The sequence below is a fragment of the Beijerinckia sp. L45 genome (assembly GCF_009765775.1).
Lineage (GTDB): Bacteria > Pseudomonadota > Alphaproteobacteria > Rhizobiales > Beijerinckiaceae > RH-AL1.
Window position 1 is genome coordinate 1 of the sequence record NZ_LMUU01000105.1, and the last position, 13,647, is coordinate 13,647.

The 13,647-nt window shown below is 64.4% G+C and carries 12 protein-coding genes and 2 pseudogenes; 9 read left to right on the plus strand and 5 right to left on the minus strand.

The window, feature by feature from the left end:
- Window positions 1-114, plus strand: a pseudogene (locus GSQ79_RS29440) (GNAT family N-acetyltransferase); the annotation flags it as partial.
- A 51-nt stretch (window positions 115-165) separates the two neighbouring features.
- On the opposite strand, the pseudogene GSQ79_RS30305 reads toward GSQ79_RS29440, so the two are convergent.
- Both GSQ79_RS30305 and GSQ79_RS10750 read right to left on the minus strand, forming a co-directional pair.
- Window positions 166-1,119 (minus strand): annotated as a pseudogene (locus tag GSQ79_RS30305) (class I SAM-dependent RNA methyltransferase); the annotation flags it as partial.
- Complete coding sequence (locus GSQ79_RS10750; RefSeq protein WP_158808719.1) at window positions 1,116-1,847, minus strand: TlyA family RNA methyltransferase; 732 nt, start codon at window positions 1,845-1,847, stop codon at window positions 1,116-1,118. The pseudogene GSQ79_RS30305 and the gene GSQ79_RS10750, both read right to left, overlap by 4 nt.
- A gap of 182 nt (window positions 1,848-2,029) precedes the next feature.
- Between GSQ79_RS10750 and GSQ79_RS10755 the strand changes: the two genes are divergently transcribed.
- A complete protein-coding gene (locus GSQ79_RS10755) occupies window positions 2,030-2,773 on the plus strand; it encodes a hypothetical protein (protein WP_158808720.1) in 744 nt (247 codons plus the stop codon).
- The gene (locus GSQ79_RS10760) at window positions 2,770-3,339 is read left to right on the plus strand and encodes a hypothetical protein (protein WP_158808721.1); all 570 of its coding nucleotides are present in this window, start codon (window positions 2,770-2,772) and stop codon (window positions 3,337-3,339) included. Before GSQ79_RS10755 ends, GSQ79_RS10760 begins: the two co-directional genes overlap by 4 nt.
- Window positions 3,340-3,344: 5 nt before the next feature.
- On the opposite strand, the gene GSQ79_RS10765 is transcribed toward GSQ79_RS10760, so the two are convergent.
- The 3 genes from GSQ79_RS10765 to dxs form a co-directional block, all read right to left on the minus strand.
- The gene (locus GSQ79_RS10765; RefSeq protein ID WP_158808722.1) at window positions 3,345-3,578 is read right to left on the minus strand and encodes a hypothetical protein; all 234 of its coding nucleotides are present in this window, start codon (window positions 3,576-3,578) and stop codon (window positions 3,345-3,347) included.
- Between the two features lie 127 nt (window positions 3,579-3,705).
- Complete coding sequence (locus GSQ79_RS10770; RefSeq protein WP_158808723.1) at window positions 3,706-4,032, minus strand: hypothetical protein; 327 nt, start codon at window positions 4,030-4,032, stop codon at window positions 3,706-3,708.
- A gap of 75 nt (window positions 4,033-4,107) precedes the next feature.
- On the minus strand, window positions 4,108-6,045 hold the full coding sequence (dxs, locus tag GSQ79_RS10775) for a 1-deoxy-D-xylulose-5-phosphate synthase (protein WP_158808724.1): 1,938 nt from the start codon (window positions 6,043-6,045) through the stop codon (window positions 4,108-4,110).
- A 320-nt stretch (window positions 6,046-6,365) separates the two neighbouring features.
- On the opposite strand from dxs, the gene GSQ79_RS10780 reads away from it, so the two are divergent.
- The 6 genes from GSQ79_RS10780 to GSQ79_RS10805 all read left to right on the plus strand — a co-directional run.
- Window positions 6,366-6,941 (plus strand): HdeD family acid-resistance protein, encoded by a 576-nt coding sequence (locus tag GSQ79_RS10780; RefSeq protein WP_158808725.1) that lies wholly within the window; start codon window positions 6,366-6,368, stop codon window positions 6,939-6,941.
- An 81-nt stretch (window positions 6,942-7,022) separates the two neighbouring features.
- Complete coding sequence (ppdK, locus tag GSQ79_RS10785; RefSeq protein WP_158808726.1) at window positions 7,023-9,695, plus strand: pyruvate, phosphate dikinase; 2,673 nt, start codon at window positions 7,023-7,025, stop codon at window positions 9,693-9,695.
- 58 nt (window positions 9,696-9,753) lie between these two features.
- Complete coding sequence (locus GSQ79_RS10790; RefSeq protein WP_158808727.1) at window positions 9,754-9,981, plus strand: hypothetical protein; 228 nt, start codon at window positions 9,754-9,756, stop codon at window positions 9,979-9,981.
- Window positions 9,960-10,265: a type II toxin-antitoxin system RelE/ParE family toxin gene (locus tag GSQ79_RS10795; RefSeq protein ID WP_246725253.1), complete on the plus strand. Its 306-nt coding sequence runs from the start codon at window positions 9,960-9,962 to the stop codon at window positions 10,263-10,265. Before GSQ79_RS10790 ends, GSQ79_RS10795 begins: the two co-directional genes overlap by 22 nt.
- A 345-nt stretch (window positions 10,266-10,610) precedes the next feature.
- Window positions 10,611-11,840 carry a cell wall hydrolase gene (locus tag GSQ79_RS10800; protein WP_158808728.1) on the plus strand — a complete coding sequence of 410 codons (1,230 nt, stop codon included), beginning with the start codon at window positions 10,611-10,613 and terminating at the stop codon, window positions 11,838-11,840.
- 139 nt (window positions 11,841-11,979) lie between these two features.
- Window positions 11,980-13,647: tetratricopeptide repeat protein (locus GSQ79_RS10805; protein WP_246725254.1), on the plus strand; the 1,668-nt coding region annotated here is incomplete at its 3' end.

Below are 13,647 nucleotides of genomic sequence, written 5' to 3' on the forward strand. Positions count from 1 at the left end.
GGCCACGAGGCGATCCTCCTCGTCGGCGATGCGCCCTATTATGCCCGCTTCGGCTTCGGGCGGCGCCACACGCTGGGCCTGCGCCTGCCCGGTCCGGTCGAGAACGACCGCATCAAAACCGTCGAGCTCGGCCGGCAGCAGCGGCTGGCTGAACAGGTCGCGCCTGACCACCTCGACGGTGCGCAGCACCTCGGGGATCCGCGAGGCTTTTCGCAGCGCCTCCAGCGCGATGACTTCGGTGTCGTAGGCGATCACTTCCGCCTGCGCGGCGAGCCGCAGCGCGAAGGTGCCGACGCCGGCAAACAGATCGGCGACGCGCTTGGCGCCCTTCAACGCCTCGAGCACGCGGGCGCCGAGCGCATCCTCGCCGGCTTCCGTCGCCTGCAGAAAGCCGCCGGGCGGCAGTTCCAGCGTGGCCAGGCCCATGCGCAGCAGCGGCTTACGCTGTTCGACGACGATGACGCCGTGGTTCGACAGCCGTGCCACGTCGTGAGCGATGGCCGCCTTGACCAGCACTTGGCGGTCGTCCTCGCCGAGCTTGCCGGGGCCACGTAGATCGATGTCCATGCCGCTTTCGGTCGCGGTGACCAGAATGTCGAGCGGCTTGCCGACGCCGGCCAGCGCCTTGGCGATGGCGCGGGCGGCGGCGATGGCGCCGGCCAGGCGCGGGTCGAGGATCGGGCAGAAGTCGATGGCGATGATCGCGTGCGAGCGCGCCTGCATGTAGCCGACCTGCATGCGGCCGTCGTCGAGCATGCGGGCGTGCAGAGTGGCACGGCGCCGGCCGAGCCCGTGGGCGTCGACCATCGGCGCCACGGTCGCCTCGACGCGTGCCTGGGCGAGCGCCGTGACCAGCAGTCCGCGCTTCCAGTCCGCGTAAGGATCGGCGGCGAGATGCTGGATGGCGCAACCGCCGCAGCGGGTGAAGTAGGGGCAGATCGGCGCGATGCGCTCGGGGCTCTCGTTCAGCAGGCCGATCAGCGTGCCGCGCTCGCCCTCCTGGTCGACGGTCACCGTCTCGCCGGGCAGGGCATAGGGCACATAGAGGCGGCCGTCCGGCGTCTGGGCGATGCCCTCGCCCTTCTGGCCCAAGCGGTCGATGGTCACGCGGTCTGTCATAGGGAGGTCATTCGGGCGCCGATTAAATATTCGAGATTGCCGTCGCCACCCGCGATCGGCGAAGGAATTATGCCTTCGACCCGCCAGCCCGCCGTCTCGACCAATGCTTTGATCGCTCGCACTGCCTTGTCGCGTGCAAACGCGTCCTTGACCAGCCCTTTGGTGACGAGCGCTGGCCCGACCTCGAACTGCGGCTTGATCAGCGCGACAAGCCAGGCATCGTTTGCGGCCAGTTTGAGGACGCTCGGCAGAACCAGAGCCAGCGAGATGAAGCTGACGTCGCAGGTGATCGCGGCGGGTTTTTCCGCGAAATCGTCGGCGTCGAGCAGGCGGGCATCCTGCTTCTCCCGCGAGATGACCCGCGGGTCGGCGAGCAGGCTCGGGTGAAGCTGGCCCTGGCCGACGTCGATGGCGTGAACGCGGGACGCGCCGCGGGTCAGCAGCACGTGGGTAAAACCGCCGGTCGAGGCGCCGACATCGAGGCACGTCCGGCCCGCCGGGTCGTAGCCGAACGTGTCGAGCGCGGCCGCCAGCTTGACCCCGCCGCGCGACACCCAGGGGTAGGGCGCCTCCGCGTCGATGGCGGCATCGTCCGCAACCTTTTCCGAGGGCTTGGCGACCACGCGGCCCCCGACAAGAACTAGCCCGGCGGCAATCGCCTCCTGCGCCTTGGCGCGGCTTTCGAACAGGCCGCGCGCGACGAGGAGGAGGTCTATGCGTTGGGGCACGGGCTAGGCCTTGCTTCGATGAACGCCGTCATGGCCGGCTAGGTGCCACTCATTCACGCGGCATAGGTCCCCTTTGCAAGGGACACTCAAATCGGGAGCATGTCTACACCACGTCAAGGCGCCCGTATCGATTTCTATACCTTGCCATGTCGTCCTGGTATGATCCGGGAATAGGAATGAAGATGACCCGAGAAATCGAGTTCAAAGTCGATTCATGGACGCCCGCTACGATCCCGCTCGATCGGTTCGGTGCGTACGTTATTGAGCTTGCCAAGCTCTATGGCGAGGCCGGCAGTGTACATTTTTCGCGGATGAAGAAGGGCAGCGTCGTTTTCGTCTCGAATGTTGACGACCACGCGATACCGAAGATCGAGCGCCGTCTCGCCGACATCCAACAAGGCCACGCTGCCAAAGATGCGGTCGACGTGTATCGCCGGATCGATGACATGCTTGCCGACGATAATGCGGTGGGGACCCTGCGTGGCTTCGAACGGCGGATCGTCATCACGTTTCCAGGCCGGACCCGCCCCAAGCCGGTTCAGTATGCCGCGATCAGGGAAGATGGTTATCTGGAAGGCGAGATCATCCGGATTGGTGGGAAAGATCGCTCGGTTCATCTCACGCTTCAAAGCGGCGAAACGATCTACACGGCCATCGAAACGAACCGTGACATGGCTCGTCGCCTAGGACCTCTCATCTTTGGTCCGACAATCCGGATTTTCGGAACGGGAAGTTGGCGAAGAGGCCCGGATGGCGCTTGGAGCCTGGATCGATTTATATTGCGCGACTTCGAGCCGATCGGAGAGAGTTCTCTGGCCGACGCGATCGATGGAATCCGTGCCATCGGCGGTAGCGAGTGGGGTACTGAACCGAACCCTGTAGCAGCCTTTGTGGCGGCCCGGGCGAAAGGCAGCGAGCGAAGGTGACCGTCGCGCTCGACGCCTCGATGTTGATCTTGCTCTTCGATGCGCATGCCAAAGCGCCTGTCGATGCTTCGACCGGCGTCGTGGTTTCACATGCGCAGGAGCGACTGAGGCACTTTCTCAACACCTACAGCCGACCAAAAGGCTCCCAAATCATCATTCCAACGCCAGCCTTGTCCGAGTTTCTGGTCCGAGCAAAGCCCGAGCATATTCCGGAATACCTTGGCCAGTTGCAACGCATCCGCGGATGCCATATCGCGCCATTCTCAAGCCGTGCTGCGATCGAGTTGGCAGAAATGCTGCGTGCGCTTTTGTCGGAAGGCGGCAGACTGAGAAAACTCGAATCGGAGACGCGGGCGAAAGCAAAATTCGATCAGCAAATCGTTGCCATCGCGAAGGTCGAAGGTGCGACGACTATTTACTCGGACGATGTTGGACTGAAGAATTTTGCGGCGAGGTTCGCTATCGAAACGATCGGCATCGCGCAATTACCTCTCTCGCCAGATAGCGCTCGAGGTAGTTTGACGCTCGAGCCGCCTATCATTCGGGAGGACAACGTGGAGGACTGATGACGTCAATCACCATCGCGCAGTCGCGGCAACAGAATGGCGCGAGCTCTGGCAACATGAGCGCGCCGCGCCTCGGTGTCGGACGGTTTGGGACACGGCAGATCGGCTTCCGCCATTGCAATGATGAGATCGGCATAATCGTCGAGACCTAACGTCTCGATCGTGTGTCGCGTGCCTGCAAGGCCGGCGGCATAGGCTGTCAACGTTGCGCGCTTTGCGGAAGCGGTTTGAAGTGCCATGGCGGACATCCGAACTCTAATCGTTGATTGCGCTTATCTCACACGTCCGCAAGCGGGTTCGGCAAAGCCCTAAAACGTCCGGCCGCGATTGCTTAGGGCAACAGCGGGGCCGCAGTGGCTCAGGCGTTCAGCCCCGCATGCGCCGCGAAATCCAGCGGGCGACCACCACGGCCCAAAGGCCGAGGCTCACGAGCACGCCGGGCCAGGTGACGAACATCAGCCAGCCCAGGACCATACTGGTGTTCAGCATCTCACCGATGTCGACGCCACCGACAGCGCAGGGGTGGACCGAACCCTCGTCGACCTGGCAGCCGAGGAGGCTCGCGGCGGTGCCTGCCAGAACCAAAGAGATCAGAGGCGCGAAGCTGATCAGCGTCACGAGCACCAGGGCGAGCAGGGCAAGCCGCTTCCAGGAGCGAACGAGGCCGGCAGGCGAGAGCGCTGTGTTCGTCATAGCCCGGCTCACATCGTCGTGGCGCACGGCTGCATGGCCAGCGTGTCGCCGGCCATCATGGTAGACGCTCGGGCGCTAGGCGCTCAAGCTCTGCTTGGTCGTTCCGGCCTGGCCCAACGTCTCCAGCACCTTCACCACGATGCCCTTGGCGTCGAGCCCGGCCTGCGCATAGAGCTTTTCCGGCTTGTCGTGGTCGATGAACGTGTCGGGCAGCACCATCGACCGAAACTTTAAGGCGTTGTGGCCAGTCCCGTCGAACACGCCTTCGTCGGACAGAGCCTGCATAACAAAGGAGCCGAAGCCGCCGACGGAGCCTTCCTCGATGGTGATCAGCACTTCATGCTCGGCCGCGAGCTTGCGGATCAGGTCCATGTCGAGCGGCTTGGCGAAGCGGGCGTCGGCGACGGTCGTCGAGACGCCGTAGGTCGCCAGGTCTTCCGCCGCGATCAAGGCTTCCGCCAGGCGCGTGCCGAAGGACAGGATCGCGACCTGCTTGCCTTCGCGGACGATACGGCCCTTGCCGATCGGCAGAATCTCGCCGCGCTCCGGCATGGTCATGCCGATGCCTTCGCCGCGGGGATAGCGGAACGCGATCGGGCCGTCGTCATAGGCGACCGCGGTCGCCACCATGTGGACGAGTTCGGCCTCGTTGGCCGCCGCCATCACCACCATGTTCGGCAGGATGCCGAGGAAGGAGACGTCGAATGAGCCGGCATGCGTCGCACCGTCGGCGCCGACGAGGCCGGCGCGGTCGATGGCAAAGCGGACCGGCAGGTTCTGGATCGCGACGTCGTGGACGACCTGATCGTAGGCGCGCTGCAGGAAGGTCGAGTAGATCGCGCAGAACGGCTTGTAGCCTTCGGTCGCCAGTCCGGCGGCGAAGGTCACGGCATGCTGCTCGGCGATGCCGACGTCGAAGGTGCGCTCCGGAAAGGTCTTCTCGAACAGGTCGAGGCCGGTGCCGTTGGGCATGGCCGCGGTGATCGCGACGATCTTGTCGTCACGCTTGGCCTCGGCGATCAGCGCGTCGGCAAACACCTTGGTGTAGGACGGCGCATTGGCCTTCGGCTTGAACTGGGTGCCGGTGACGACATCGAAGGTCGACACGGCATGGTACTTTTCGCTCGAGGCTTCGGCCGGCGCGTAGCCCTTGCCCTTCTGCGTCACGACATGGACGAGGATCGGCCCGGTCTGCGAGTCGCGGACGTTCTTCAGCACGGGAAGCAGATGGTCGAGGTTATGCCCGTCGATCGGCCCGACGTAATAGAAGCCGAGCTCTTCGAACATCGTGCCGCCGGCCCAGAAATTCCGGGCGAACTCCTCGGTCTTGCGGGCGCGGTCGTAGAAGAACTTCGGCAGGTGGCGGCCGAGCTGCTTGGCGGCTTCGCGCACCGAGCGGTAGGTGCCGCCGGAGACGAGACGCGCCAGGTAGGCCGAAAGCGCGCCGGCCGGCGGCGCGATCGACATTTCGTTGTCGTTGAGAATGACGATGAGGCGCGAATGCATCGCGCCGGCATTGTTCATCGCCTCGTAGGCCATGCCGGCCGACATCGCGCCGTCGCCGATCACGGCGACCACGTTGGCGGTCTTCTTGTCGGACAGGCTGTTGGCGACGGCCATGCCGAGGCCGGCCGAAATCGAGGTCGAGGAATGCGCCGCGCCGAAGGGGTCGTATTCGCTCTCCGTCCGCTTGGTGAAGCCCGAGAGGCCTCCAACCTTGCGCAAGGTTCGGATGCGATCACGACGTCCGGTCAGGATTTTATGGGGATAGGCCTGATGCCCGACGTCCCAGATGATGCGATCGCTGGGCGTATCAAAGACATAATGCAGCGCGACAGTCAGTTCGACGACGCCCAGACCGGCGCCGAGATGGCCGCCCGTCACCGAGACGGCGTCGACCGTCTCCGTCCGCAACTCGTCCGCCACCTGCGCAAGGTCCGTCTCTGGCAGAAGGCGCAGATCGGCCGGCGTCACGATGGTGTCGAGAAGAGGGGTTTTCGAGGTTTTCGTCACAGGCGCCTCTTTTTGGGTCTTGTCAGCTCACGGGACCGGCGGACGCTTTTTCCAGCCGCGACGAGGTCGCCACGAAAAAGCGTAAAACGGTCGATGTCAGCCGAAATTTACGGCAGACCAACGGGCTGAATACCGAGTTTTCAGGGTTTGGGCAACGCAACTGGCAAGTGTTACCGGCCAATGCGGCATTCGCGCCACACCAACCCCAAAGGTCTCCCAGAGTCAATCGCGGCAATAGCTCAGCTGGAAACTAGCGCGTAGGCCTAGCTGTTCATTCTTTGCGGAATGCCGAGAGCGCCGCCTCGAAGCGAGGATTAGCCATGCCGTCGTCTTTACCCATTCGATCTGCTACCAGCCACAGCCATGTCACGATGGAGCGTCTGCGCCACAGGTGGGGCTGGTTCGTCGCGCTGGGCGCGCTGGCCGTCCTGTTCGGACTCGCCGCTCTCGCGCTGGTGATCAGCGCCACGCTGGCGGCGGTCTATGCGATCGCGATATTCATGATCATCGCGGGCGGCAGCGAGATCGTCGTCGGTCTCGGTTCCAAATCCTGGGGTCGCGCCTTTCTGTGGGCCGTCGCCGGCCTGTTCTATATCGTCGCCGGGGCCTTCGCCTTGGCGCAACCCGGCCATGCCGCCGTCATTCTCACCCTGATGCTCGGCATATCGCTCATCGCGACCGGCATCACCCGCATCTATATCGGCAGCCATCTCCACACCCATGCCCGCACGATGGTCATCGTCGGCGGCATCGTGACGCTGCTCGTCGGCCTGCTCGTCATCATGGGCTGGCCCAACAACAGCATCATCATTCTCGGCACGCTGCTCGGCGTCGACCTGCTATTTACCGGTGTGACTTGGATCGGCTTTGGATTGAGGTTGCGCAGTCATGCGTGATAGAGCCCCACACAAGACTGCAGGTCTCTGCCGCTGACGGGTCGTTGGATCGCCGTCGGCCGCTCGCGAGGACGACGATCGATGGCGAAGTGGGTATACGAATTCGGCGACGGTGCAGCCGAAGGCAAGAGCGAGATGCGCGACCTCCTCGGAGGCAAGGGCGCCAATCTCGCGGAGATGGCGAACCTCGGCCTTCCCGTGCCGCCCGGCTTCACCATCACCACCGAAGTCTGCACCTATTTCTACGATCACGGGAAAACCTACCCGCCGGAGCTCGAGGCGCAGGTCAACGCCGCGCTCGAGCAGGCCGGCAAGATCGCCGGCCATGTGTTTGGCGACGAAGCCAATCCGCTGCTCGTGTCGGTGCGCTCCGGCTCCCGCGCGTCGATGCCCGGCATGATGGACACGGTGCTCAATCTCGGTCTCACCGACAGCACCGTGGAGGCACTGGCGAAGAGCTCGGGCAACGACCGCTTCGCCTATGATTCCTACCGCCGCTTCATCCAGATGTACTCCAACGTCGTCCTCGACGTGGACCATCACCTGTTCGAGGACATCCTCGAGACCTTCAAGGAGCGCAAGGGGTATTCGCTCGACACCGATCTGACCGGGGCCGACTGGAAGCTGATGATCACGGCCTACAAGGCCAAGGTCCAAGAAGTGCTGGGCAAGCCGTTCCCGCAGGATCCTAAGGCGCAGCTCTGGGGCGCCATCGGTGCGGTGTTCGGCTCGTGGATGAACCCGCGCGCCATCACCTATCGCCGCCTGCAGAACATCCCGGCAAGCTGGGGCACGGCGGTCAACGTCCAGGCCATGGTGTTCGGCAACATGGGCGAGACCTCGGCCACCGGCGTCGCCTTCACCCGCAACCCGTCGACCGGCGCCAGCGAACTCTACGGCGAGTTCCTGATCAACGCCCAGGGCGAGGACGTCGTCGCCGGCATCCGCACCCCGCAGAACATCACCGAAGCCGCGCGTATCGAGGCCGGCTCCGACAAGCCGTCGATGGAGACGGCGCTGCCGGAAGTCTTCGCCGAGTTCTTGCGCGCGACCGAGCTGTTGGAAAAGCATTACCGCGACATGCAGGACATGGAGTTCACGGTCGAGACCGGCAAACTCTGGATGCTGCAGACGCGCAACGGCAAGCGCACGGCGAAAGCTTCGTTGCGCATCGCCGTCGAGATGGCGAACGACGGCCTGATCACCCGCGAGGAAGCGGTGATGCGGATCGATCCCGCGGCGCTCGACCAACTGCTGCACCCGACGATCGACCCCAAGGCCGAGCGCCAGGTGGTGGTCACCGGCCTGCCGGCCTCGCCGGGTGCGGCGAGCGGCGAGATCGTGTTCAACTCCGACGATGCCGAAGCGGCCAAGGCCTCAGGCCGCAAGTGCATCCTGGTCCGCGTCGAGACGAGCCCGGAAGACATTCACGGCATGCATGCCTCGGAGGGCATTCTGACCACCCGCGGCGGCATGACCTCGCATGCGGCGGTGGTCGCGCGCGGCATGGGCAAGCCCTGCGTCTCCGGCGCCGGCAGCGTCCGCGTCGACTACAAGGCCGGGACGATGACCTCCGCCGGCGTCACCTTCAAGAAAGGTGACATCATCACCGTCGACGGCACGACGGGGCAGGTGATCAAGGGCGCCATCGCCATGCTCCAGCCGGAACTCTCCGGCGAGTTCGCCACGCTGATGGAGTGGGCCGACGGCGTCCGCCGCATGGGCGTGCGCGCCAACGCGGAAACGCCGACGGACGCCCGCGTCGCCCGCAAGTTCGGCGCGGAAGGCATCGGCCTCTGCCGTACCGAGCACATGTTTTTCGAAGGCGACCGCATCGTCGCCGTGCGCGAGATGATTCTCGCCGACGACGAGGCCGGCCGACGCAAGGCGCTGGCCAAGCTGCTGCCGATTCAGCGCGCCGACTTCGCCGAGCTGTTCGAGATCATGTCCGGCCTGCCGGTCTGTATCCGCCTGCTCGATCCGCCGCTGCACGAGTTTCTGCCGCACACGGATGACGAGATCGCCGAAGTCGCGACGTCGCTCGGCGTGTCCGAGGACAAGCTGCGCAGCCGCGCCTCGGAACTCCACGAGTTCAACCCAATGCTCGGCTTCCGCGGCTGCCGTCTCGCCATCGCCTTCCCGGAGATCGCCGAGATGCAGGCGCGCGCCATTTTTGAGGGCGCGATCGAAGCTAAGAAGAAGACCGGCGCGATGGTGACGCCCGAAATCATGGTGCCGCTCGTCTTCGGCAAGACCGAGCTCGATCTCGTCAAGGCGAGCATCGATGCCATGGCCAAGGCGGTCGAGACGGAGACCGGGGACAAGGTGCCCTACAGCGTCGGCACGATGATCGAACTGCCACGCGCCTGCCTGCTTGCCGCGGAGATCGCGGAATCGGCCGAGTTCTTCTCGTTTGGCACCAACGACCTGACCCAGACCGGGCTCGGCATTTCGCGCGACGACGCCGCCTCGTTCCTCGGCCCCTATACGGCCAAGGGCATCTTGGCGTCCGATCCGTTCGTCACGATCGATCAGCGGGGCGTCGGTGAACTTGTGGAGATCGGCATCGCCCGTGGCCAGAAGACCCGGCCGGCCATCAAGCTCGGCATCTGCGGCGAGCATGGTGGCGACCCGGCCTCGATCCACTTCTGCGAAAAGGTCGGCCTGACCTACGTCTCCTGCTCGCCCTTCCGCGTGCCGATCGCGCGGCTTGCCGCGGCGCAGGCAGCGCTGGCGGTGAAGAGCAAGAGCTGAGCGAAAAGCGTTGAGGAAAACGCGTGTCGTCAGAGACGATCTGCGATAGATTTACGGCATGACCAAGCTCCTTGATCATGCCGTTGAGGCCGTCCGCAGCCTTCCGCCTGAAATGCAGGACGATCTTGCTCGTCTTCTCCTCCAGTTTACGGGTGAGGAGCAGCCTCTGCTGTTCCTAACGGCCGCCGAAGAGGCATCGCTGGAAGAATCTCTTGCACAGGAAGAGCGTGGAGAATTCGCCTCCGACGAGCAGGTTAGATCGATTTGGGCGAAGTATGGGCTGTGAAGCTGCGCTTCACGCCAAAAGCGGCTAGCGACCTCGCGACGATCCTGGACTATATTTCGGTTCGATCTCCTCAAGGCGCCCAACATGTTCGAGGGCGGCTTCATACACTGTTGACACTTTTGCAGATGCATCCTCATGCCGGTCAATTGACAAGCAAAGGACGTGTACGGCGGATCGTGGCCACGCCTTACCCCTATCTGATCTTTTACCGGATCAGGGGCGACGAGATCGTAATTCATGGCGTGCGCCATAGCGCGCGCGATCCATCGTCGATGCCAGAATGACTCAGGTCGGGTTGGTAGAAGGTTGACGTCGTGCTGAGCTCCTCTTCGGTCCTCGCGTCACAGGGATGCCGCCGGCATGCTCGACCGCGGAAGCGATCTGTGCATCGGTCAATAGCTGTATTTCATCCGGATCAGCGTCTGTTCTTGGCCGTTCCCTTTGACCCGATTGCCTTTTGCCTCCGCGCATCAGCCGGTCCTCCCTGCAAGCTCTACCGCCCCATTTCGGCACACGCCCGCATCTCCCCGCGTAACCCCTCTTCAAGCTTAAAGCGCGATAACCATCCGGTTGAGTCATGGTCGCGTCCTCCTGTTGGAACGATGCGCGTGTAAAGGCGTGGGACCCGGATGGGGCGGTCGCGGAGCAATTGGGCGGTGCAGGTCGTCACGCCGTGGTGTCTCGGCATGGCGTTGCTGCTGTCGATCACGCCGGACGCGGGCCAGACGGCGACCATTGGCGGGTCGTTCTCGCCGCTCACCATCCGCGCGCCGGCCATGCCCGACGACCTCGTGCCCGTCGAGTCGATCGCCTTGACCGGCGATTTCGGCAGCTTTTCCGGGACCGGAAGCGAGCGCTGGCTGACCCAGGCCAGCTACGCCATCGGGCAGGCGAGCGATTTTCAGCAGATGCCCGACGAGATCGAGCCGCGCGCCGACCTCAAGCGCGATCCCGGCGTGTTTCCGGTGATCGACCGCGCCAACAAGGGCGATCCGGCGATCGGCCTGCGCCCGACCTTCGACACCCGCTTGCGCCAGCCCGGCGGCCTCAAGAATTTGCGCGCCAGTCAGCTGATCGCGCCGCATGACGATGCCTTGCCGGCCGCCAGCTTCTCGCTGCAGGACAATGGCGGCCCGCTCGACGGCGCCACCAGCTTTTCGCCCTGGGGCGACGATGAGACCCCGGAAGATACGGCCGACCTCTCCGCGCATCAAAGCGGCGCGACCTTCGCGATGCAGCCGGCCGCGCTGAAGGAGCGTCTGGCACAAGGCGCGACCCCAAAAGTGTCCCGCGCCGAGGCCTTGGCCTCGACGACGCCGGCGCCGGCTGATGGCGCCCCGATCGAGGCGTCCTTCGCCGCGCCGCTGGCGCCGACGATCGCGCCGAACATGTCGATCATCCCGCGCAGCGGCGACCGCCCGAACTATGCGGCGCTGCTCACCGGCGAGCGCGGGGCGCACGAGCGCAAGTGCCTCGCCGAGGCGGTCTATTTCGAATCGCGCAGCGAGCCGGAAGAAGGGCAGGCCGCAGTCGCCCAAGTGGTGCTCAACCGCGCCACCAGCGGCCTCTATCCCGCCAGCATCTGCGGCGTCGTCTACCAGAACCGCACGCATTACAAAGCCTGCCAGTTTTCCTTCGCCTGCGAGGGCAAGTCGCTGCGCATCAACGAGCCGGACGCTTGGCACACCGCCGAGCGCATCGCCGACGAGGTCGTCGACGGCAAGACCTATCTCTCCGATGTCGGCGGCGCGACGCATTACCACGCCAAATACGTGCGGCCGGGCTGGGCGCGGCGGCTGGTCAAGATGGACGTCATCGGGCACCACATCTTCTACAAGCTGAAGGCCGGCCAAACCTGAGCACGATGGGGTGACCGCCTCTGCGGTGGTCCGCCGCTCGGCTTGCCCCGCCACCGCAAAACGGCCATGGTGAGCCCCGACAAGCGCAGGACTTCGCGTCCGTTTCGGCGCTCCCCTATCTTAGGAAATCGTGCCGCACATGCCGATGACGACGATCAAGACAAATCATGCACGCGCCTGGCGCCGCTCCCGTGACCTGACGGTCGGCGTGGTCTCTCTGGTCCTGGCCGGCTCCTTCGTCACCGCGCCGGCTTCCGCTGCACGGGAAAGCGTGAACTTTTCGTCGCCCTTCGAAGTGAGTGACAGCCCGGCCGGCAATTATCTCGCCGCGATGGTGGCGGGGGCCGATCACGACACCGTCGCCGCCGCGACCTTCTTCCGCGAGGCGCTGCGATTTGATCCGCGCAACCCCTCGCTGATCGAGCGCGCCTTTGTCGCCGCGCTGTCGAACGGCAACATGTTCGACGCCTTCACGCTGAGCGACCGGTTGATCAGCAAGGACCCGAGCAATAGCCTCGGCCACCTGACGCTCGGCATCAAGGCGCTGAAGGCCAAGCAATATGCCGCTGCCCGCTCGCAGCTCGCCAAGGGCGGCGCCGGCGGCCAGGCCCGCGACATCACCGCCACCCTCATCGATGCCTGGACCTTCGTCGGCAGCAACGACGAGAAGAAGGCGCTGGAATTCTGCGATCGTCTCCGCGACGACAACTTTGCCGTGTTCCGGAATTTTCACGCCGGCCTCATCGCCGATGTGATGGGCGATACCGCCGAGGCCAGCAAGCGCCTCAAGGCCGCCTACGACGCCGACAAGAATACGCTGCGTCTGGTCGACGCCTACGGCCGCTTCGTGTCGCGCCATGGCACCAAAGACGACGCGATCAAGATTTATACGGATTTCGACGCGGTCCTGCCGAACCATCCGATCATCGTCGCCGCCATCGCCGACCTGAAGGCTGGCAAGACGCTGGAGCCGCTGGTCAAGACGGCGGACCAGGGCGCGGCGGAAGTGCTCTACGGCCTCGGCGCCGCCGGCGGCCGCCAGGGCGACGAAGTCGCGGCCATGATCTATCTGCGCCTCGCGCTTTACCTCGCGCCGCAGAACGGCCTGACGCTGATCACGCTGGCCGACATCTACGACCGGCTGAAGCAGTACGAGCAGGCCATCGCGATCTACCAGAGCGTGCCCGACAACGATGTGCTGCGCACCACCGCGGACATCCAGATCGCGCAGCTGATGGACAACCTCGAAAAGCACGACGAGTCGGCCAAATATCTCGGCCAGATCGTCGCGGCGCATCCCAACGATGAGGATGCGTTGTTGGCGCTTGGCAATTCCCAGCGCGTGCAGAAGAAGTTTCCGGAAGCGATCGAGACCTATACCAAGGCGCTCGCCGTCTCGACCAAGCCGGAGAAGGTCAACTGGCCGCTCTTCTACTTCCGCGGCATATCCTACGAGCGCGCGAAGATGTGGCCCAAGGCGGAGGCGGATTTCCGTAAAGGTCTCGTGCTGTTCCCCGATCAGCCGCTGATCCTGAACTATCTCGGCTACAGCTTCGTCGATCAGGGCATGAATCTCGATGAAGCCTTCAAGATGCTGCACAAGGCGGTCGAACTGCGCCCGAGCGACGGCTATGTCGTCGACAGCCTTGGCTGGGCGCTGTTCAAGCTCGGCAAGTACGACGAAGCGGTTAAGGAACTCGAGCGCGCGATCGACCTGAAGCCGGGCGATCCCACGATCAACGACCATCTCGGCGACGCCTACTGGAAGATCGGGCGCAAGCTCGAGGCGCATTTCCAGTGGAACCAT

Bases quoted from the DNA above. Each gene is read 5' to 3' on its own strand.
- ppdK (WP_158808726.1), top strand. From the start codon at position 7,023: ATGGCGAAGTGGGTATACGAATTCGGCGACGGTGCAGCCGAAGGCAAG.
- GSQ79_RS10770 (WP_158808723.1), bottom strand. From the start codon at position 4,032: ATGACGAACACAGCGCTCTCGCCTGCCGGCCTCGTTCGCTCCTGGAAG.
- GSQ79_RS10765 (WP_158808722.1), bottom strand. From the start codon at position 3,578: ATGGCACTTCAAACCGCTTCCGCAAAGCGCGCAACGTTGACAGCCTAT.
- GSQ79_RS10780 (WP_158808725.1), top strand. From the start codon at position 6,366: ATGCCGTCGTCTTTACCCATTCGATCTGCTACCAGCCACAGCCATGTC.
- GSQ79_RS10755 (WP_158808720.1), top strand. From the start codon at position 2,030: ATGACCCGAGAAATCGAGTTCAAAGTCGATTCATGGACGCCCGCTACG.
- GSQ79_RS10800 (WP_158808728.1), top strand. From the start codon at position 10,611: ATGGGGCGGTCGCGGAGCAATTGGGCGGTGCAGGTCGTCACGCCGTGG.
- GSQ79_RS10790 (WP_158808727.1), top strand. From the start codon at position 9,754: ATGACCAAGCTCCTTGATCATGCCGTTGAGGCCGTCCGCAGCCTTCCG.